Raw genomic sequence first — 18,674 nt, forward strand, 5'->3', positions numbered from 1 at the left:
AGATAGCAGCGGTTAGAGCGGTTGGTAAAGTTTTTTCATATACCGTTTTTCCCGTAAAAAAAGAACTTCTAATTCGGCATACGGTCGATTTTTTGGGGTATTCGGTCGGTATTTCGTTATAATCAACTCAGTTTTATTTCTTATGGTTTATCTATCAGCGCAAGACGATGTCAGATGGAGGTCTGAATGTACAAGCGCACTAAGATTGTATGCACCATGGGTCCCGCCTGCGATAGCGACGAGACCATCCGCGAGATGATCAAGGCGGGCATGAACGTCGCCCGTTTTAACTTCTCGCACGGCTCCTACGACGAGCACCACGGTCGCATCGAGCGCGTCCGTCGTATTTCCAAGGAGCTCGGTATGCCCGTCGGCATCCTGCTCGACACCAAGGGCCCCGAGGTCCGCACCGGTCTTCTGGTCGACGGCAAGAAGGTTGCCGTCAAGACCGGCGACAAGATCGTCGTTACCGCTCAGCCCACGTCCGAGGATTTCCACGGCACCGCTGAGCACATTTCCCTCGACTACCTGGCTCTGCCCTCCGAGGTCGAGAAGGGCTCCCTCATCCTGATCGATGACGGCCTGGTTGCTCTCGAGGTCGAGTCCGTCGACGGCCAGGACATGACCTGCGTCGTCAAGAACGACGGCCTGATCGGCGAGCGCAAGGGCGTCAACATGCCCAACGTCAACATCTCGCTGCCCGCCATCACCGAGCGCGATCGTCAGGACATCCTCTTTGGCCTGACCGAGAACATCGACTACATCGCCGCTTCCTTCATCCGTGACGGCGAGTCTGTCCGCGGCATCCGCGAGCTTTGCCGCGAGAACGGCGGCGAGCACGTGACGATCTTCCCGAAGATCGAGTGCGCCCTGGGCGTCGAGAACTTCGATGAGATCCTCGAGGCTTCCGACGGCATCATGGTCGCCCGTGGCGACCTGGGCATCGAGATCAAGCCCGAGCTCGTTCCGCACATCCAGAAGGAGATCATCGCCAAGTGCAACGCGGCCTACAAGCCCGTTATCACCGCTACGCAGATGCTCGACTCCATGCAGCAGAACCCGCGCCCGACGCGCGCCGAGGTTGCCGACGTTGCTAACGCCATTTACGACGGTACCGACGCCGTCATGCTGTCCGGCGAGTCCGCTGCCGGTAAGTACCCGGTCGAGGCCGTCAAGATGCAGGCCAGCATCGCTCTCGAGACTGAGAAGTACCTCCCGGCTCACGCTCCGCTCGAGGTTCCGACCGATGCTCACGGCACCCGCGTCGTCAACAACGTTGTGGGTATGTCCGCTGTGAACATGGCCACCACCGTTGGCGCCAAGTGCATCACCGTGCCGACGACCACCGGCCGTACCGCTCGCCTGATCTCGCACTTCCGTCCCAACATGCCGATCTGCGCGTTCTCCCGCCACGAGTGGGCCGTCCAGCAGATGATCATGTACTGGGGCGTTATCCCGCACAAGGCCGAGATTACCCAGGGCACCGTCAACGGCACGATCGTCAAGGCGATCGAGACCGCTAAGGAGCTCGGCTACGTCGAGACCGGCGATTTGACCGTCGCTACCGCCGGCGATCCCCGTATGAGCGTCCAGCTTGAGGACAAGGTCTCCTCGACCAACGTCGCCTACGTCGCTCAGGTGCGCTAAATCGCACTTGCAAGCACATTTGCATTAAAAAGGGCCCGGAAGGCTTCTCCTTCCGGGCCCTTTTTCTGTGCGCCGATGCCTACCGCACGGCATGACACGCACCCATTTCTTTACCAAAAGCGCGAGATCCGCCCTCCGAGGCCCAAAAAATAAAGCCCCAAGCGCTAAAAGTGTTCGCCCGGTGGCAAACCCACACCTCACACAGGGCTGATAAATCGTTTTAGCAAGGTCTAAATCGACCACATTTTCGGAAGTGCGGGGAAAAATTGCCTACCCCCGAGCACAAGCCCTTTTATTTCAACAAAACCCCTGATAAAGTTGGCTTAAATACCGCTTGTGGTTGACCTGTTTGTCTTTTTCCCCGCACTTCCGAAACCGATAGCTTTTCTAGCCCAAACTACGCTCAAACGATCGGATCGCTATGTCATTTCTTGCCTGCGGACCCACGGCTTTTCAGTACTATCGCATACCGCCCCAGATACTGGGACTCTATCCGGCAATCCTGCCGCCCGACCATGACCATCGCTTGGTGCATTACTCAAAACAACCAGTATTTAAAGACTTGCTCGGCACACCAGTCTGGAGATTCGTGGGCGAAAGAAAACAGCGCGCGAACGGAAAGCTATTTCATAGCCGTCTGCTAACCCAAGAGCCGCCTCCTGGGTCGTTTAGGCAGACTGAGCATGGATTTGATGTCACGTCGCCCGAGTTTACGCTGCTCAACCTTGCTACGCAGGTCTCACGCAACCAGTTACTCATGGCTTGCTACGAGATGTGCGGCTCCTTTGCAGTGTTCACGCCTTGTAAACGGGCGCAGCAGCAGCTCGATGAAGCAATTTCGCTTAAGCTCATTCCGCCCGACTGTGGTTGGAAACGTGTTGTCGACACCAAGGGCAATGACACCAACTTGTGGAAGCGCACGCCGCTTCTTTCCGCAGCGGATATCGCCGCGTTCGCCAAGCAGGCCGCAGGCCTGCGCGGCGTTAAACAACTGCGCTGGGCGGCCGAGCACATGACGGGACAGACCGCCTCGCCCTTCGAAGTACAGACCTCCATGCTTGTCTCGCTCCCCCGCAACGAGGGCGGCATGGGCATCAATATCGCAAACAACGTGCGCATCCCACTCAGCGACGCCGCGCGCTCACTGTATGACAAAACCTGCTGCTACGCCGATATCCTCATAGAGAGCAGCACCGACAGCATGGGCGTCATCTTGGAATGCCAAGGCCGCTCCGCCCATGACAGCGAAGCCGCGAGCCTCTCCGATGCCGAGCGCACCACCGCCCTCACAAGCATGGGCTATGACGTTATCCAGATAACCTATGAGCAAATCAAAGACATGAAGAGCTTTAACAACATCGCCGAGCTCATTCATAAAAAGGCGGGGCTCCCTTACGTTCCAAAATCTAAGCTGGAACTCACTGCCGCAGAAACCCTTCGGCGGGAGCTATTGGTCGATTGGGATGAACTGTTCACCGTTAAGCCGGTCAGCTAGCAGCTAGTGACCAGAGGGACTGCGGGGACGTCAGAAGCGGCAACGCGGGCGGCAAAACCCGCCTCGGTTAGCTCGACGACCTCGGTAAACGTTGCGTCAAAGAACTCTTCGGTCAGCAGACGGTACGGCGGATGATCCGGATCGCCGGGGTTTTCGCGCACAATCTCGTGCATAACGCCAATGGTCTTGAGCACATACTCTTGTGGAATCGAATACTGACCAAACTGGGCCGCCGCGGTATAGAGGCGATCGGTCGCACGCGGGATAGAAACGATGCCGAGCGTCTTGCCAAACCAGTCAAAGTCTCCCTGCTTCTTAATGCGGAACTCCTCGCACGGCTTGCCGCCGCGCGCCTCGAGATATTGGTTCACGCGCGTGTTCCACACGGTATCGGCCACCAGATGCGACCAAACGCCCAGCGTCAAATCGAGCAGCGACTGCGCCACGTCATCGGGCGCGAGCGAAAACTCGGCGGCGCCGGGGCCGTCAACCGGCTCGGCGTCTTTGTAGCGCTGCGGATAGTGCACCCGATTGAGCCTTTCACGCTCTTCGACAATCGAGGTCGCTGCAGCCGGCGCACCCGCCGGCGCACCTTTAAGCAACGGCGCCACATAGGTGTCCCAAAACTCATGCTCGCGTGGCTTAGGAATGGGCTCGGGCTTGGCAAAGTGCGTGATGCGATACGGGATGGGGTCGGCAATACCGGGAACCATGTACCCCACAAAAATGTCCGGAACCACGCTGCCAAACAAAAAGGCATTGCGGTCGCGCACGTTATCGGCAAGCGCGCCGGCACGCGCCAGAAGTCGTTCCGTCTGAGCGATATGAATATTCCAACTTGGCATAGCCACCCCCGTAAAAATCCGGATAACTATACCATTCGCAGCAAGTCACGTGCGCGGCCGCAACCCCACTATGCGGCAACTATTCTGCTGCACCGTTTTCGGTTCCATATGATGGCACGGGAGCCCCGACCACGTGGTGATATCGATCGATATAAATCGCACGGGCCCCAAGACGTCGTACTAAATCCTGATGATGCGTGCTCATCAAGACCGTCTTACCGGCAGCAACATAAGCCAGTAGAAAGTTGACCACGATGTCGCAAGAGTCCTCGTCAAGTCCGTTGGTAGGCTCGTCGAGCACCAGAATATCGGGGTTCATCGACACGACGGCAGCCAGCGCCACACGCTTCTTTTGCCCGCCCGAAAGCTGATAGGGCGAAGCATCGACCAGATCGGCAACCTGAAACAGCTCCATGGCATCACGGACGCGGCGCCCAAGCTCGTCCGCCGAAAGCCCCATTTGAGCCGGGCCAAACGCGACCTCCTCGCCGACCGTGGCGCAAAAGAGCTGTGCATCGGCGTTTTGGAACACGAAGCCCACGCGCTGATGGAACCGCTGGGCCGTCGCGGAATCCTTGAGATATGCCGCATCGACCACATGTCCATCAAACAGGTACGTACCCGCATCCGCAAGCTCAAGGCCGTTGATAAGCCGCATGATCGTCGTCTTGCCGCAGCCGTTGGGTCCAAGCAGCGCAACCAGCTCACCGCGATTAACCTGCAGCGACACGCCATCGACCACCGTATGGCCCGCATAGGAAAACACCACGTCACGAAACTCGATGAGCGGCGTGGCCTTGGCGCCGGCAGCACCGCTCGCACCCATCGCACCATTTGTATCGTTCGCCAAAACGTCGCCCTTCCCTGTTCACATCGACGGCTTGACCGCCCGCGCTACAGCACCGCGCACAACACGGCGAGCAGCACCACAACGACCGCATAGACCGCGTCGCGCCAGCCAAATCCGTTCCGTGCAGGCGCCGGATATGCGCCGGCAAAACCGCGGCAAAGCATAGCCTCGTCCATCGCGCGGCTGCATTCCATCGCCTTGATAAAGGTCATGCCCATGATACCCGCGATCGAATCGGTACGCGAAAATCCTGCAGGCGCACGGCCAACGCTGCGCAGCAAGACTGATTCGCACAGGTCGTGCGCCGTGCGTCCCAGCACCTCGATGTGTTTGAGCGCCATATCAAACGTAAAGATAACCTCGTCGGGCAGGTGCAGCATCTTAAGCGCCGCCGACATGCGACTCCAGGTAAGCGTCCACGAAACGCCCAGCACCAATGACACATTAACAAAGGTCTTGAGCGCAATCTTGAGCATGGCGCCCGTGGCAGAAGCACCCAGCAGCAGGGCAGGCAGCGCCAAAACCACGGCAAACCCCGCGGCAGCCAACGCCGGCACAAAGGTCGCGTGCAGCCCGCGTACGGGGCGCACCGCAACGAGCACCAACGCGATCGCTGTCATCAGCATCAAGTACAGCGGGCTCTGCGTCAGGCATACGCACAGGACGCAGACGAACATCCCCACCAAACGCACTGGCGCCGAAACGGAAGAAAGGGCGCGGTCGATAATCGACCCGCCCTTATGCACGCCGCCACCTAGGCGAACCCGCTCAAGCAGGCTCGCCAGGTGCAGGACATTCTTTTGCATCACACGATGCCGAGCCCCCGCGGGCTCATAACGCTGCTCGGCCGCAAGCCAGCTAGGCAGCTCGACCGTCGCCATGGGCTCCGCTTTCCTTAACCGTCAGCGAGATCAGGCGAAAGGCGATGGTGAGCACCGCCACGCCAATCACGCCCGAAAGAATATACATCGCGGCCTGGCCGGCAAAGCCAAGGCCCTGCTCCTCGGAATAGGCCTGCAGATAATCGCCCGTGGGCAGGGCATCGGCAAAGGTCGGGGTATCGAGACCGACCGAAGTCTGCAGACTGTCGTCACCAGCCTCCTGAACGGCGGTCGCGGCGCCCTCAGCGTCCCACTCGCCCCAGGCGTCACCCGTGGCAAGCAAGCCGAGCGGCGTGGCCACGACAAGCACGGCGACCAGGATGAGCGTGGGGACCAGCGAGGTCTTCTTGGCAGCAGCGCCCCCGGCAGCAAGCTGGCCATCGGCGGCCTCGGGCCCGACGATAACGCTCGGCGCCGTCTTCTTAATGAAACCATAGATCGCGGCCGTCGCCACGCCCTCGACCACGCCGGCTACCAGCATATGCGGGACCATCATGGCAGGGATTGCAATAGACAGCGGGAAGGGGCAGTACAGCGGAGCGCCCGAAGCGTTGGTAAAGAACATCGGCTGAATACCAAACTCGATCGCCGTGCACAGGGCCGCCAGGCACAGGCCGACCCAACCGCTTACGACGGCCGAAACCGAGGTGCCCCAGCTCTTGTCGTGCAAACGGCTGTTGAGCGCACGGAACACGATAGCGGCGGCAAACGGCAGCACGAAGGCCATGTTAAAGCAGTTGGCGCCAAAGGACAGGATGCCGCCGTCGCCAAACAGCAGTGCCTGCAGCGCCAGCGCGACCGAAACCGCGATGGCCGCGGCCTCCGGGCCCAGCAGCAGCGCGATGAGCGCGCCGCCGACGGCGTGACCCGTGGTACCGCCGGGCAGCGGCACGTTGAACATCATGAGCAAGAAAGAGAACGCGGCGCAGATACCCAGGAACGCCATGTGCTCGCGGTCGAGCGTGGCGCGCACCTTTTTGATGCAGTGAACCCACACAGGGACCATCGCCACTGCCATGACGGCATCGGTCTGCGGGGACAGATAATTGTCTGGAATGTGCATGTACGCCTCCCGGTTATCGGCACACGGAATTGCAACGCCGCTTAAATCACCTTGCCAGTGTTACGTATTGTCAGATTCGTAACACGCCACGGGCTATCATAGCAAAACGGCGCACTGCCGACAAAGCAGCACGCCGTTTTGCAATGCGCGTGTCATATATGCAGGCTCAGCAGTGCCTTATACCGAGGATAGCAGTCACGTAAGGCTCGGCATCAGCCACCGCTGACCCATACCCCAGTGCAGGACCTAGCCGCGGACCTCGCCGTTTACGCCCTTGCACACCTTGGTGACAATCTTCTGGTGCGCTTTTTCGACCTCTTCGCTGGTAAGCGTGTGGTCGTCGGAGCGATACGTAAGCGCAAAGGCCATGGACTTCTTGCCCACGCCCACGCGGACCGGATCGCGGTAGACGTCGAACAGACGCACACCCTCGAGCAGCTTGCCGCCGGCGCTGGTAATGCGGCGCTCAAGGTCCTCGCAAGTCACGGAGTTGTCGACCACGATAGCAAGATCGTGCTCAACAGCCGGGTACTGCGAGAACTCGCGGTAGTTCTCCTGGTTGCGGGCGCCCTTGATCAGCTTGTCCAGGTCGAGCTCAAAGGCAACGACGACCTCGTCGATGCCCATGGCTTCGCGCGCCTCGGGGTGGATCTCGCCGACCCAGCCCAGCACGGTACCGCCAGACAGAACCTCGGCGGCACGGCCCGGCTGCAAGAAGGCATAGCCCTCGCCCTCGACGGGACGGAAGCGAACCTTCTCGATGCGCAGCTGGGCGAGCAGCTCCTCGACGATGCCCTTGCCAAAGAAGAAACGCAGCTTGCGGTACTTCATGTTCCAGGACTGCTCGCTCCACTGGCCCGAGAGCACGCCCGCCACGGACTTGGTCTCCTTGGGCAGGCTGGCGTTCTCGCGGCCGTGGAACAGGCTGCCGACCTCGTACAGGTGCACGTTGGGCGTGCCATGGGCCTCGTTATAGGCCACAGACTGCAGCAGGCCCGGCAGCAGCGAGCGGCGCATCTCGGTCTGCTCGGCCACCAGCGGGTTCATAAGTACCACGGGGCAGCCGCGGCCCTCGGTGGACATGCCGATCTTCTCCAGGTCGCCCGGCGCGGCAAAGCCAAAGGTCGTGGTCTCGTTGAGGCCGCAGGCGCGCAGGATCTCGCCGACCTTGCGGGTAAGCTTCTGCTCGCGGGTCAGGCCACCGATGTGGTTCTTGGCAGCCGGGATGGTCGCCGTCACGCGGCCCATGCCCCACAGGCGCAGGACCTCCTCGATCAGGTCGATCTCGCGCGGCAGGTCGGGGCGGAAACTCGGCGGGGTAACCATAAAGTCCTCGCCGTCGCGCTCGACGGTGCAGCCCAGGCGGGTGAGCGAGCGCTCGATAAAATCGGGCTCGATGTCGGCGCCGCAGATGGCGTGCACGCGGGCCAAACGCAGCTTAATGCTGTCGATGGTCTTGGGCGCGGGGAACACATCCACGTAGCCGGGAGCGACCTCGCCGCCGGCAATCTCCTCGATGAGCGCGCAGGCAACATTGGCCACATCCACGCAGCCGGTCTCATCGACCTGGCGCTCAAAGCGGATGGAGGCGTCGGAGATCAGCGACAGGTCGCGGCTGGTGTGCGAGGTGCGGCCGGCGTCGAAGCAGGCGCTCTCGAGCATCACGTCGACGGTGTCGTCCTCGATCTCGGAATCCATGCCGCCCATAACGCCGGCCAGCGCCACGGGGCGCTCGCCGTCGGTGATAAGGCCCATGCCGGCATCGAGCGTGCGCTCCTCGCCGTCGAGGGTCGTGAACTTCTCGTCCTGCTGGGCGGCGCGAACCACCACGCGGCGCCTGCCCTCGCGCTCGGCAAAGGTGTCCAGGTCAAAAGCGTGCAGCGGCTGACCGGTGAGCATCATCACATAGTTGGTGATGTCGACGATGTTGTTGTGCGGGCGCACGCCCAGGGCGTTAAGGCGCTTGACCATCCAGTCGGGCGACGGGCCGACCTTCACGTTGCGCACGATGCGGGCGACATAGCGGTCGCACAAGCCCTCGTCGGCGATCTCGACCGAAAGCTCGTCGTCGGTCGCGCGGCCGGTCTCCGCCTTGATGGCGGGCAGCTCAACGTGGAAATCGCGATCGAAAATGGCGCCGGTCTCACGGGCCATGCCGATCATGGACAGGCAGTCGGGGCGGTTGGGCGTGATCTCGCAGTCGAGCACGGTATCACTCGAGCCCACATACTCGGCAAACGGCATGCCGCAGGGCGTATCCTCGGGCAGGATCATGATGCCGGAGTGGTCGCCACCCAGGCCGAGCTCGCGCGCGGAGCAGTTCATGCCCATGGACACGACGCCGCGAAGCTTGCTTTTCTTGATCTTGACGTCACCGGGAAGCACGGCGCCGATCATGGCCGTGACGATGTGGTCGCCGGCCTCAAAGTTCTGCGCGCCGCAGACGATCTGCAGCGGAGCGGGGTTGCCGTCGGCGTCGAGGTTCTTGTCACCCACATCGACCGAGCACACATACATGTGGTCGCTATCGGGGTGCGGGGTCTTGGTGAGCACCTTGGCAGTCACCACGTGGTCGAAGGACTCGCCCACGGTGTCGATCGCCTCGACCTCGGTGCCGGTACGGATATATTCGTCCGAAAGGGTCTTGGGATCCTCCGGAATATCGATCATGGTCTTGAGCCAGTCGTAAGAAACGCGCATGTAGCTCTCCTAGTTCTTAATCTCCGCATAGGGAGGAAATATCAAATGAAGACGTTCGCCTTAGGGTTGTCCAGGTGCCCCAGGTTGGCATGAAAGAGGAGCGACGCGTACTAAAGGTACGCGAGCGACGGTTTGAACGCCAAGATGGGGTGCCTGGGCAAGCCTAAAATTGGTTCAGGAAACGCATATCGCCCGTCATGAGCGTTCTGAGGTCGGGCAGGTCGTAGCGCAGGGCCGCGACGCGCTCGGCGCCAATGCCAAAGGCGAAGCCGGTGTACTTCTCGGGGTCGATGCCGCAGTTGATCAGGACGTTGGGGTCGACCATGCCGCAGCCCAAGATCTCGATCCAGCCGCTGTGCTTGCAGAAGTTGCAGCCCTTGCCGCCGCAGACGTGGCAGCTCACGTCCACCTCGCAGGAAGGCTCGGTGAAGGGGAAGAAATGCGGGCGGTAACGCGTCTTGCGGTCCTCGCCAAACATGCACTTAACAAAGTAGTCGAGCGTGCCCTTAAGATCGCCAAAGGTGATGCCTTCGTCGACGACCAGGCCCTCGATCTGGTTGAACTGCGGCAGGTGACAGGCGTCGGCCGTGTCGGGACGGTAGACGGTGCCCGGGCAGATCATGTAGATGGGCGGCTTCTGCGACTCCATGGTGTGAATCTGCACGCCCGAGGTCTGGGTGCGCAGCAGCACGTCGGACTCGCCGTGGGCATGCGCCTCGGGGTGCGCGACGCTGCCGGGGTTGTTGTCGACCACATAGAAGGTGTCGCGGGCCGAGCGGCTCGGGTGATCCATGGGGGCGTTGAGCGCGGTGAAGTTGTAGTAGGAGGTGTCGACCATGGGACCGGACTCGACGGTGTAGCCGATACCGCTAAAGATGTCCTCGGCCTCCTCGATAATCTGCTTGATCAGGTGCTGATGGCCGATCTGCGGACGGATGCCCGGCAGCGTGATGTCGACGGCCTCGTGCTCCAGTGCGTGCTTGAGGGCGGCGGCCTTCATCTCGGTGGTGCGCTCGTCGAGCATGCCCTCAATCAGCTTGCGCATCTCGTTGGCGCGCTTGCCCATCACGGGGCGATCCTCGGGGGCGAGCTTGCCCATCATGCGCATCAGGCCGGTAATACGACCCTTGCGGCCGAGCAGCTCAACGCGCGCAGCCTCGAGCTTGGCGGCGTCGTCGGCGCCTGCGACGAGCTCCTTGGCCTCTTCCTCGAGTTTGACCAGATCATCAATCAGACTCATGTCTTCCCTTTCGTCTCTCGCGTTCCCCACTCGCCAGGACGACTGCCGCCGTCTGGCGTTGCAAAAACGCGGCCCGGTTCGGTAACAAAAACCGTCCTCGGGCATGTGCATTGCCCAAGGACGGTTGAATTCCGCGGTACCACCTTGTTTGACCCGGCGGATGTCTGGCCCGCCGTGCCCACTCTGTGCCCCTTATCGCGAGGCTCACGGCTTCCCTACTGGGGCTTCGCCGCCGCTGGCCGCACGCCCGTTGAGGTTGCTGCTCGGGAGTGAACGCTTGGCCCTTGCCACCGCAGGAAGGCTTGCAGCCCATGACCTTCCCTCTCTTGCCGGCGACGCGGCGGGCAAAACCCTCTCCGTCAACGCATTGGGCTATAGGATAACACATTCTGCGAGCATATCGCCGCGTTCCGTTTTGTTCGCACTGGGTATAAAGCAGGCAGCTGTGCAAACTGGCCGCACGCCCACCCGTGGCGTCCGGTCTGCGAGATCAAGGATATAGGTATGGGAAAGAAACTCGATAAGAAAGCCAAGGCCGCCGTGGCCAAGGCCTCTAAGAACGCCAAGGCGGGCAAGGGCATCAAGAAGCTCCGCAAGCTCGAAGGCAAACTATGGACCCGCGAGTACCTGCTCAAGATTGCCGAGTTCGATGGCGCGACGATTGCCCCCGCCAACGGCGCTGCGGCCCGCGCCGATGCTATGGGCACCCTTGCCGGCGAACATCACAAGCTCCTGACCAGCAAAAAGTCCGTCGAGCTTGTAAGCTCGCTGGCACACGAGACCGTCGCCGGCGGCAAGATCGACGACCCGCAGCTGCTCGACGAGATCCGTGTGCTCGGCCGCGACCAGCGCGAGGCAAGCGCCATTCCCACCGAAGAAGCCGAAGCCTGGACCAGGCTCACCTGCGAGGCCGACGCCGTGTGGCACAAGGCCAAGACGGCCAACGACTGGGCGAGCTTTGAGCCCTACGTGGATAGAATCGTCGCCCAACTTAAGCATCAGGCCCAGCTCATGGACCCCAAGCGCGACCCATACGATGTTTGGCTCGACCAGTACGAACGCGGCCTTTCCGCCAAGAGCTTCGATGCGTTTTGTGACGAGGTCAAGGCCACCGTCGTGCCGCTCGTTCACGCCATCGGCGAGCGCGGACAGCAGCCTACTGCCGACTTTTTGCATGCCCGCGTGCCCGAGGCCGCCCAGCGCGCCATGAGCTTCGATCTGATGAAGCTCGTCGGCCTTAACCTGGACGACACCACGCTCGCCTTTACCGAGCACCCGTTTAGCGAGGGCTTCTCGGTGGGCGATGCGCGCATCGCCACGCACATCTACGAGAACGACTGCATCTCCAACGTCTATAGCATCATCCACGAGGCGGGGCACGCCATGTACGAGCTGGGCGTCAATCCCGCTTACGCGCGCACGTGTCTGGAGGGCGGCACCTCCATGGGCATTCACGAGAGCCAGAGCCGCTTTTTCGAGAACACCGTAGGCCGCAGTCGCGCTTTTATGGGCCCGCTGCTCGAAGTGCTGCGCCGTCACGCGCCCGAGGTCTACGGCAACGTGGACGAGGACACGCTCTACCACGCCGTGAACATCGCTCAGCCGTCGCTGATCCGTACCGAGGCAGACGAGCTCACCTACCCGCTGCATATTATGGTGCGCTACGAGATTGAGCGCATGCTGTTTGCCGGCGAGGCCACGGCAAAGGACATCCCCGCGCTTTGGAATCGCTTTATGGGCGAGTACCTGGGCATTCCTGTTCCCGACGACACGCGCGGCTGCCTGCAGGATACGCACTGGAGCGGCGGCTCGTTTGGCTACTTCCCCACGTATGCGCTGGGCAGCGCCTACGATGCCATGTTTGTGCCGGCCATGTGCCGCGACGGTGTCGACCTTAACGGCGCCTGTGCGAGCGGCGACCTGACACCCGTCCGCGCTTGGCTGGGCGAGCACATTTGGCAGTGGGGCCGCGCCAAGGACGCGCCGGAGCTCATCAAGGGCGCGTGCGGTATGGCATTCGATGCCCGCTACTACTGCAGCTACCTGCAGGACAAGTTCACCACGCTGTACCAGCTGTAAGGATTGACCAGCACGTCATCGCCAACGCCAACCATGTTGACGTCGATGTCTTGGCAACGTCAGCGAAAACGGCCCCAAGCGAGCAAGGTGACGTGAAATGAAAGGGCGCTGACCTTCTGGTCGCGCCCTTGAAATTGAATGCCAGATTGCCGCTTGGGGCCGTTTGTAGGGTCGAGCGGTTACGCGGTTTGGTAAAACCGCGTAACTACAGAGCTTCGAGTGCAGCGGCGATGCGCTTCATGGCGGCGTCGGCGGCCGATTGGTCCGGAGCCTCGGCCAGCACGCGAATCACCGACTCGGTTCCGCTCTTGCGCACGAGCACGCGGCCCTCGCCCGCCAGCGACGCCTCGGCCTCGGCAATGGCGGCCTGCACGCCCATGTTGCCCAGCGCAGCATCCTTGTCCGCCACGCGTACGGCAACCTGCGCCTGCGGCAGCAGCTTGCACGGCACCGCGAGCTGCGAAAGCGTCTCGCGTTCGGCACGAATCACTTCCATCACACGCAGCGAGGTCATAATGCCGTCGCCCGTACGCTCGATATCGCCAAAGATCGTATGGCCCGTCTGCTCGCCACCCAGGCTGTAGCCGCCCTCGCGCATCTTGGCATACACGTGGCGGTCGCCCACGCCGCTGGTCACGGCACTCAGGCCGGCAAGCTCCAGCGACTTAATCAGGCCAAAGTTGCTGGCGATCGTCGGCACCACGGTACCGCCCGAGAGGCGCCCGTGCTTGTTAAGATACACGCCGCACACGTACAGAATCTGGTCGCCGTCGACCACGCGGCCGCGCTCGTCCACGGCCAGGCAGCGATCGGCATCGCCGTCGTAGGCAAAGCCCACGTCCAAGCCTTGCTCCACCACATGGCGCTGCAGGCGCTCCATATGCGTAGAGCCGCAGTCGACGTTAATGTTAAAGCCGTCGGGTGCGGCGTTAATCACGCGCACATCGGCGCCGAGCGCATCGAACACCGGCTTGGCCACCGAGGACGCCGAGCCGTTGGCGCAGTCAATGCCAATCTTGACGCCCTGCAGCGAAAAGTTCGCGCTTGCAATGAGCGAGGCAATGTAGCGGTTGCGGCCCTGCATGTAGTCAACCGTGGCGCCAATGTGGTTGCCCGTGGCCAGCGGCACCTCGCTCTTGCCATCGATGTAGTCCTCGATGAGCTCCAGCACGTCCTCGTCCATCTTAAAGCCGTCGCTGTTGACCAGCTTAATGCCGTTATCGCAAAACGGATTGTGGCTCGCACTGATCATGATGCCGCAATCGAAGCAGCCCTCCACGGTCTGGTGCGCCACGCCCGGCGTAGGAATCACATGCAGCATATAGGCGTCTGCGCCGCTCGCAACCAGACCGCTCACCAGCGCCGCCTCGAACATATAGCTCGAGCGACGCGTGTCCTTACCCACGATCACGCGCGCCTTGGCCCCGCGCCTGGCGCCGTAATACCAGCCCACAAAGCGGCCGATCTTGTACGCGTGCTCCACGGTCAGCCCAACGTTGGCCTCGCCGCGAAATCCGTCGGTGCCAAAGTACTTCATGCGATCTCCTTACAAAATAGGGGCGAACAGATTGCCTGTCCGCCCCAAAATGGTACTCGATTATCTGCGCTACCAGAAAAACCCTACGCCGACGCGCTATCGCGAGCCGCCTGGCATGTAGGAGTCTGACGCAGCGCAAGCGGCTTGTCCCCCGCCTCGGCCGACGTGGTCAGCGTATACGTGATCGTCGTCGTCTCGCCAGCATGCAGGTCAACGGTGCCCGAATAGAAGGGGATTCCATGCCACGTAGCGGCGCCAAGACCAAACTGGGTGCCCTCAACCGTAAGGCCACTGATGTTGCCGCCCGTCGGGGCAAACAGTGAGACATTCAGACGCTCGTCGTCGCGCGCGGCGTCGGGCGCGCTCGCTGCGACGTAGTCGGGCAGCTTGCCTGCCTCCTCCTGCGTCATGATGTTCGTCAGGGTAACGGTGATGCGATACGAGCACGTGCCGTCGCCGTTCTTGATGCCCTGGCCAATCTGCGTATCGGCGTTCAGATACCAATCGAGCTTGGAGAAGCTCAGGTTGTTAAAGTAAACGCCGGCAACGGGATCGGCACTCGGATCATCCGGATCGGGCAGCGAAGCGTCAATGCCTGTCTCCTTGATGGCATTCTGCTCATCATTGTTTCTCATCCAAGCAATCAGACGGCCCTCTTCGGCACCGCGCTCGAATGCACCGACAAGCTTCGTAACGTCGACGTCACCGATGCCACCGAGAATCTTGTCGAAGGCAGCGCTGGCGACGGATGCAAAGATGCCGTCCGACTCCTCGACCGGATAGTTCCAGTACACATCGTGCATGAGAACCTTCGCTGCGTTGGTACCGTCGACGACCGTACCATCAGGCAGCGAGACATTACCGACAAGGCCCAGCAGGTACTGCAAGAACACCGGATCGATGCCGACGACGCCATCAACGTCCTGCCCATACTGGGACTTCCACAGCGCGGCGACACGCTGCGAGTTGCGGGGCCAATCGGGCGAATACGCGTTACCAGAGTTGTACAGGTTACTGTGGTCACCAAACAGTGCCTCGTCCTCTTCGTCGACGCTCTCAACCGCCTCGTCTTTGCTACGCGCAATACGTGGAACAAAGTCACCGATCGACATCTGGCCGTCGGTGACCGAAATCAGGCCCTGCGAACCACCAAAACCGCCGCAAGCACGAATCTCGACGTTGTTCATGGCATACACAAGATAGTTGCGCGTCTGACCGTTGGCGCCGAGCATCTGGGGCAGAACGGGGGCGATCTTCTCTGCCGCGTCGACTACACCGTCCAGAGTGGCAAAGCCGTCCTTTGCCTTATCGACCAGCTCAGTCACCTGGGCGATATGCGTATCGCCAATACCCTGCACCTTTTTGTTGGCGCTCTTGAACGCCCTCGAGCTATCGGAGAGCGAATCGGCGACCGCCTGCAGCGCGGACACGTTGATTGTTCCGTCCTGGAACAGCTTGCCGGGCGTTGCCTGAGCGAGATTATCGGCCATGGGGACCAGCGCGCCGCTCGAAACATCGGACAGAGCGTCGACCATGGTGCGGGCGGCATTAATGTCGCTGCCGTACACCGGGACAAACGAGGCCATCGTCCACAGCGGGCTCGAGGTCTCCGTCTTCATGCTGCTGCAAAGGTCGTTGATCTTCTTCGTATCGTCGGGCAAGGTCGAAAAATCGCCCGACGTGACCTTACCCTTAAGGTCTGCGACGATACCCACGGCCTCCTTTGCCTGAGCCTTCACGGTCTTTGCCGAGTTAAAGAACATGAAGCCGCTCACGCCAAGTGCAACGAGGACAACCGCGACGACAGCAACGACCGCTGTGGCGGCATAACGGTTCTTGTTCTCGCCCTTGCGATGACGATGACGGACCAGCCCGTCCGACGTCGTGCTCGACGAAGTGCCGCCGCCGTAGTTCAGGCCAAAATCGTAATAGTCTTCTTTGGAACCCGAGCCCACAAACTCGGCACCGCTATCGTCCAGACGGGCAAACGTGCCGGTCTCGGAAGCTCCCGTGTAAATCGTGCCCAAGTTGCCCGTGATTCCTACATCCTTGGACGACGAGGCGTTGCCGGCAGCATTGGCGCTGCCCGCGTTGCCCGCGGGATTTGCGGAGACCTCGCGCGGCGGCACTGCGGGGGTAGCCCCGGTCGCAGCGGCCTGACCGTTTGCGCGGGCGGCCTTTTTTGCCTTCTGAGATTGCTCATACAGAGCGGTAAACATCGCCGTCTCGCCCGGAGACGTGCGATTGCCGGCGCCGTTCTGGCCAATGCCGCCCGGAGCGCCGGGCCTTCCCGCCCCATTAGAACGCGGCGGGACCGCCGGACGGCCGTCTCCGCTACCCTTAAAATGATTTCCAGCCATAGAGAAATCCTCACAATACAAAAGTCGATAAACGTTATCAGTTTATGTCATATTGAACGCGCGCAGCTAAACTCCAGACATGCGTCCTGATTACACGCAACATGCGCGAATCCCTATTCAGTTTTTAGCTTGTATCAGCCGCTGCGTCGACTACACCGTTAAAAACATCATTACGATAATCATGGCAAAGCCGATAAGGTCGGTCGGCAAAAATACCGTGCCCAGCATAACGGCGCTGGTAATGGTTGCCGAGACCGGCTCCACGGTCCCGATGAGGCTCGCGCGCACCGAGCCGATGTCCTTGACGCCCTGCATATAGAGCATGTACGCCAAAAACGAGCCCACGACCACAAACACCGCGAGTGCCTCGACGCCGGCGGCATCGAGCGCCGGCATATGGGCCCAAGGCTGCACGATAGTGCAGGTGACGATACCAGCCGTGAGCATGGCTGAGCCCGTAACGATGGGGCTGCCGTATTCTGGCAGAATTTTGGCGGGAATCACCGCCATGCAGGTGGCGCTGACCGCACACATAAGGCCCGCAACCAGGCCGAGCGGCGAGATGCTCAGGCTGGTGGGATCACCGCCGGTAGCGATTAAAAAGGTGCCGCCCAGGGCCAGACCAATGCCGATCGCCTCGCGAGCGCGCGGCATGCGGCGATCGACCACGCAGGTGTAGCCCATGATGATGACCAGCTGCAGGCACTGAAGCACCGTCGCAGTTCCGGCATTGGTCAGACGCACGGCCGAAAGATAGCAAAACTGGTTGAACAGCAGGCCAAAGGCGGTAAAGAGCAACAGCTGCTTGCGGTCGGTCGGCGTCGTCCAAAGCTTAACCAGGCGTGCGCGGTCGCGCGTGACAACCACAGCCATAAAGAGCAGGCCGGCGAGAATCTGTCGTATGCTCATAAGCCACAGCGTATCGACATGGTAGGTATCGAACAAAAAACTCGCGCTGGTGCCCGAGAAGCCCCAAAACGAGCCGCCCACGAGCGTAGCCAACATGCCCACGATCATCTTGCGCGTCTGGGCATCGTTGAGGCGGTCGCGCCATGCACGGCGGGTGCTGCGGCTGAGCTCATCGGTGCCCTCGGGCACATCAATGTTCGATATATCGGTCATCGGCACCGAAGCCCCTGCGCCTTCGACCTGCTCGACACGCTCTCTGCTCATCCCGCTCCCCCGAAACAGTCTGGAAACAATTCGGCTTACCTTACCACGGCGAAGGCACCAGCTGGGGGCTTGTCCGCTTATCGGTAGGACAATTCCGCAGACGTCTCTTCCATGGTTCGGCATCGCAACGGCTTTGCATTATGCGACAGCCAAATCACGGCAGCGAGCTCTTTTAAAATGGGCGCGACAAAGCCCTTTGATTCCATAACGTTAGCGATTTTAAAAAATATTCTTGCCACCGAGTTCAAGCTCCGTTATATTATCCCTTGCGCACTTGCGCACCCTTGATCGGGCGTTTAGCTCAGGGGGAGAGCGCTTCCCTGACACGGAAGAGGTCAGAAGTTCAAATCTTCTAACGCCCACCAAATGTTCGCAGCCCAGAGGCTATGCCTCTGGGCTGTTTTGTTTTATCTGCTAAGCCAAAAGGGCGCCGTGGCACCCAAAACCGCTTCGGCAGCTCCAATAACCATCCCAATCGAGGCTGATACCGCCTCTACATAACCGGCAATCATCCCGGCAGACCCCAAGTTGCTTCGGTATCGCCGGCAATTACCCCTGCCACACCCAAAGTCGCCCAGACAACCTCGGCGACTGCCCCAATCAGCCCCAAAATTACCCAAACAGCCTTGGCGACTGCCCCGATCTGGCCTTCGCAAGCCTCGCGGCCACATCCGGACAGCCTTCCCATAATCAGGTCTAATACTTTTCCCGAGAAGTGAACGACCTTATTTGGACCCCCGAAGCATCCACACTTTTTACAGCCAAAACCGCAGGATTCCAATGATAAAACCGCAGGAAATAAGC

The 18,674-nt window shown here is 60.9% G+C and carries 12 protein-coding genes and 1 tRNA gene; 4 read left to right on the plus strand and 9 right to left on the minus strand.

Features of this window, described 5'->3' with window-relative positions:
• Positions 1-186 precede the first annotated feature (186 nt).
• Positions 187-1,647 carry a pyruvate kinase gene (pyk, locus tag ACTQXM_RS05745; protein ID WP_427793920.1) on the plus strand — a complete coding sequence of 487 codons (1,461 nt, stop codon included), beginning with the start codon at positions 187-189 and terminating at the stop codon, positions 1,645-1,647.
• Between the two features lie 421 nt (positions 1,648-2,068).
• Positions 2,069-3,142 (plus strand): hypothetical protein, encoded by a 1,074-nt coding sequence (locus ACTQXM_RS05750; RefSeq protein WP_441537232.1) that lies wholly within the window; start codon positions 2,069-2,071, stop codon positions 3,140-3,142.
• On the opposite strand, the gene ACTQXM_RS05755 is transcribed toward ACTQXM_RS05750, so the two are convergent.
• The 6 genes from ACTQXM_RS05755 to pheS form a co-directional block, all read right to left on the minus strand.
• A complete protein-coding gene (locus tag ACTQXM_RS05755; RefSeq protein WP_427748311.1) occupies positions 3,139-3,987 on the minus strand; it encodes a hypothetical protein in 849 nt (282 codons plus the stop codon). The two genes, ACTQXM_RS05750 and ACTQXM_RS05755, sit on opposite strands and share 4 nt — an antisense overlap.
• 79 nt (positions 3,988-4,066) lie before the next feature.
• The gene (locus ACTQXM_RS05760) at positions 4,067-4,837 is read right to left on the minus strand and encodes an energy-coupling factor ABC transporter ATP-binding protein (protein ID WP_441537231.1); all 771 of its coding nucleotides are present in this window, start codon (positions 4,835-4,837) and stop codon (positions 4,067-4,069) included.
• Positions 4,838-4,881: 44 nt separating this feature from the next.
• Positions 4,882-5,718 (minus strand): energy-coupling factor transporter transmembrane component T, encoded by an 837-nt coding sequence (locus ACTQXM_RS05765; RefSeq protein ID WP_441537230.1) that lies wholly within the window; start codon positions 5,716-5,718, stop codon positions 4,882-4,884.
• Positions 5,696-6,781, minus strand: coding sequence for a cobalt transporter CbiM (gene cbiM, locus ACTQXM_RS05770; protein WP_441537229.1), 1,086 nt, complete (start codon positions 6,779-6,781; stop codon positions 5,696-5,698). Before cbiM ends, ACTQXM_RS05765 begins: the two co-directional genes overlap by 23 nt.
• Positions 6,782-7,027: 246 nt before the next feature.
• On the minus strand, positions 7,028-9,481 hold the full coding sequence (gene pheT, locus ACTQXM_RS05775; RefSeq protein WP_427747845.1) for a phenylalanine--tRNA ligase subunit beta: 2,454 nt from the start codon (positions 9,479-9,481) through the stop codon (positions 7,028-7,030).
• A 163-nt stretch (positions 9,482-9,644) separates the two neighbouring features.
• Positions 9,645-10,721, minus strand: coding sequence for a phenylalanine--tRNA ligase subunit alpha (pheS, locus tag ACTQXM_RS05780; RefSeq protein ID WP_441537228.1), 1,077 nt, complete (start codon positions 10,719-10,721; stop codon positions 9,645-9,647).
• Positions 10,722-11,225: 504 nt separating this feature from the next.
• On the opposite strand from pheS, the gene ACTQXM_RS05785 reads away from it, so the two are divergent.
• The gene (locus tag ACTQXM_RS05785) at positions 11,226-12,800 is read left to right on the plus strand and encodes a carboxypeptidase M32 (protein ID WP_441537227.1); all 1,575 of its coding nucleotides are present in this window, start codon (positions 11,226-11,228) and stop codon (positions 12,798-12,800) included.
• 205 nt (positions 12,801-13,005) lie between these two features.
• Here ACTQXM_RS05785 and glmM read toward each other — a convergent pair whose 3' ends face one another.
• The 3 genes from glmM to ACTQXM_RS05800 all read right to left on the minus strand — a co-directional run bounded on the left by glmM (position 13,006) and on the right by ACTQXM_RS05800 (position 17,870).
• Positions 13,006-14,337, minus strand: a complete 1,332-nt coding sequence (gene glmM / locus ACTQXM_RS05790) for a phosphoglucosamine mutase (RefSeq protein ID WP_441537226.1) — start codon at positions 14,335-14,337, stop codon at positions 13,006-13,008.
• An 83-nt stretch (positions 14,338-14,420) separates the two neighbouring features.
• Complete coding sequence (locus ACTQXM_RS05795) at positions 14,421-16,697, minus strand: DUF4012 domain-containing protein (RefSeq protein ID WP_441537225.1); 2,277 nt, start codon at positions 16,695-16,697, stop codon at positions 14,421-14,423.
• 150 nt (positions 16,698-16,847) lie between these two features.
• On the minus strand, positions 16,848-17,870 hold the full coding sequence (locus ACTQXM_RS05800) for a DMT family transporter (protein WP_441537224.1): 1,023 nt from the start codon (positions 17,868-17,870) through the stop codon (positions 16,848-16,850).
• 290 nt (positions 17,871-18,160) lie between these two features.
• Between ACTQXM_RS05800 and ACTQXM_RS05805 the strand changes: the two genes are divergently transcribed.
• Positions 18,161-18,235: transfer RNA gene (locus ACTQXM_RS05805), tRNA-Val, on the plus strand.
• Positions 18,236-18,674 lie beyond the last annotated feature (439 nt).

Origin of the sequence: Collinsella sp. LCP19S3_D3 (genome assembly GCF_052121455.1) — a bacterium.
Lineage (GTDB): Bacteria > Actinomycetota > Coriobacteriia > Coriobacteriales > Coriobacteriaceae > Collinsella.

What these genes read in the sequence shown, in the direction of transcription:
- pyk (WP_427793920.1), top strand. Translation starts at nt 187, where the DNA reads ATGTACAAGCGCACTAAGATTGTATGCACCATGGGTCCCGCCTGCGAT.
- ACTQXM_RS05750 (WP_441537232.1), top strand. Translation starts at nt 2,069, where the DNA reads ATGTCATTTCTTGCCTGCGGACCCACGGCTTTTCAGTACTATCGCATA.
- ACTQXM_RS05755 (WP_427748311.1), bottom strand. Translation starts at nt 3,987, where the DNA reads ATGCCAAGTTGGAATATTCATATCGCTCAGACGGAACGACTTCTGGCG.
- ACTQXM_RS05765 (WP_441537230.1), bottom strand. Translation starts at nt 5,718, where the DNA reads ATGGCGACGGTCGAGCTGCCTAGCTGGCTTGCGGCCGAGCAGCGTTAT.
- cbiM (WP_441537229.1), bottom strand. Translation starts at nt 6,781, where the DNA reads ATGCACATTCCAGACAATTATCTGTCCCCGCAGACCGATGCCGTCATG.
- pheT (WP_427747845.1), bottom strand. Translation starts at nt 9,481, where the DNA reads ATGCGCGTTTCTTACGACTGGCTCAAGACCATGATCGATATTCCGGAG.
- pheS (WP_441537228.1), bottom strand. Translation starts at nt 10,721, where the DNA reads ATGAGTCTGATTGATGATCTGGTCAAACTCGAGGAAGAGGCCAAGGAG.
- ACTQXM_RS05785 (WP_441537227.1), top strand. Translation starts at nt 11,226, where the DNA reads ATGGGAAAGAAACTCGATAAGAAAGCCAAGGCCGCCGTGGCCAAGGCC.
- glmM (WP_441537226.1), bottom strand. Translation starts at nt 14,337, where the DNA reads ATGAAGTACTTTGGCACCGACGGATTTCGCGGCGAGGCCAACGTTGGG.
- ACTQXM_RS05795 (WP_441537225.1), bottom strand. Translation starts at nt 16,697, where the DNA reads ATGGCTGGAAATCATTTTAAGGGTAGCGGAGACGGCCGTCCGGCGGTC.
- ACTQXM_RS05800 (WP_441537224.1), bottom strand. Translation starts at nt 17,870, where the DNA reads ATGAGCAGAGAGCGTGTCGAGCAGGTCGAAGGCGCAGGGGCTTCGGTG.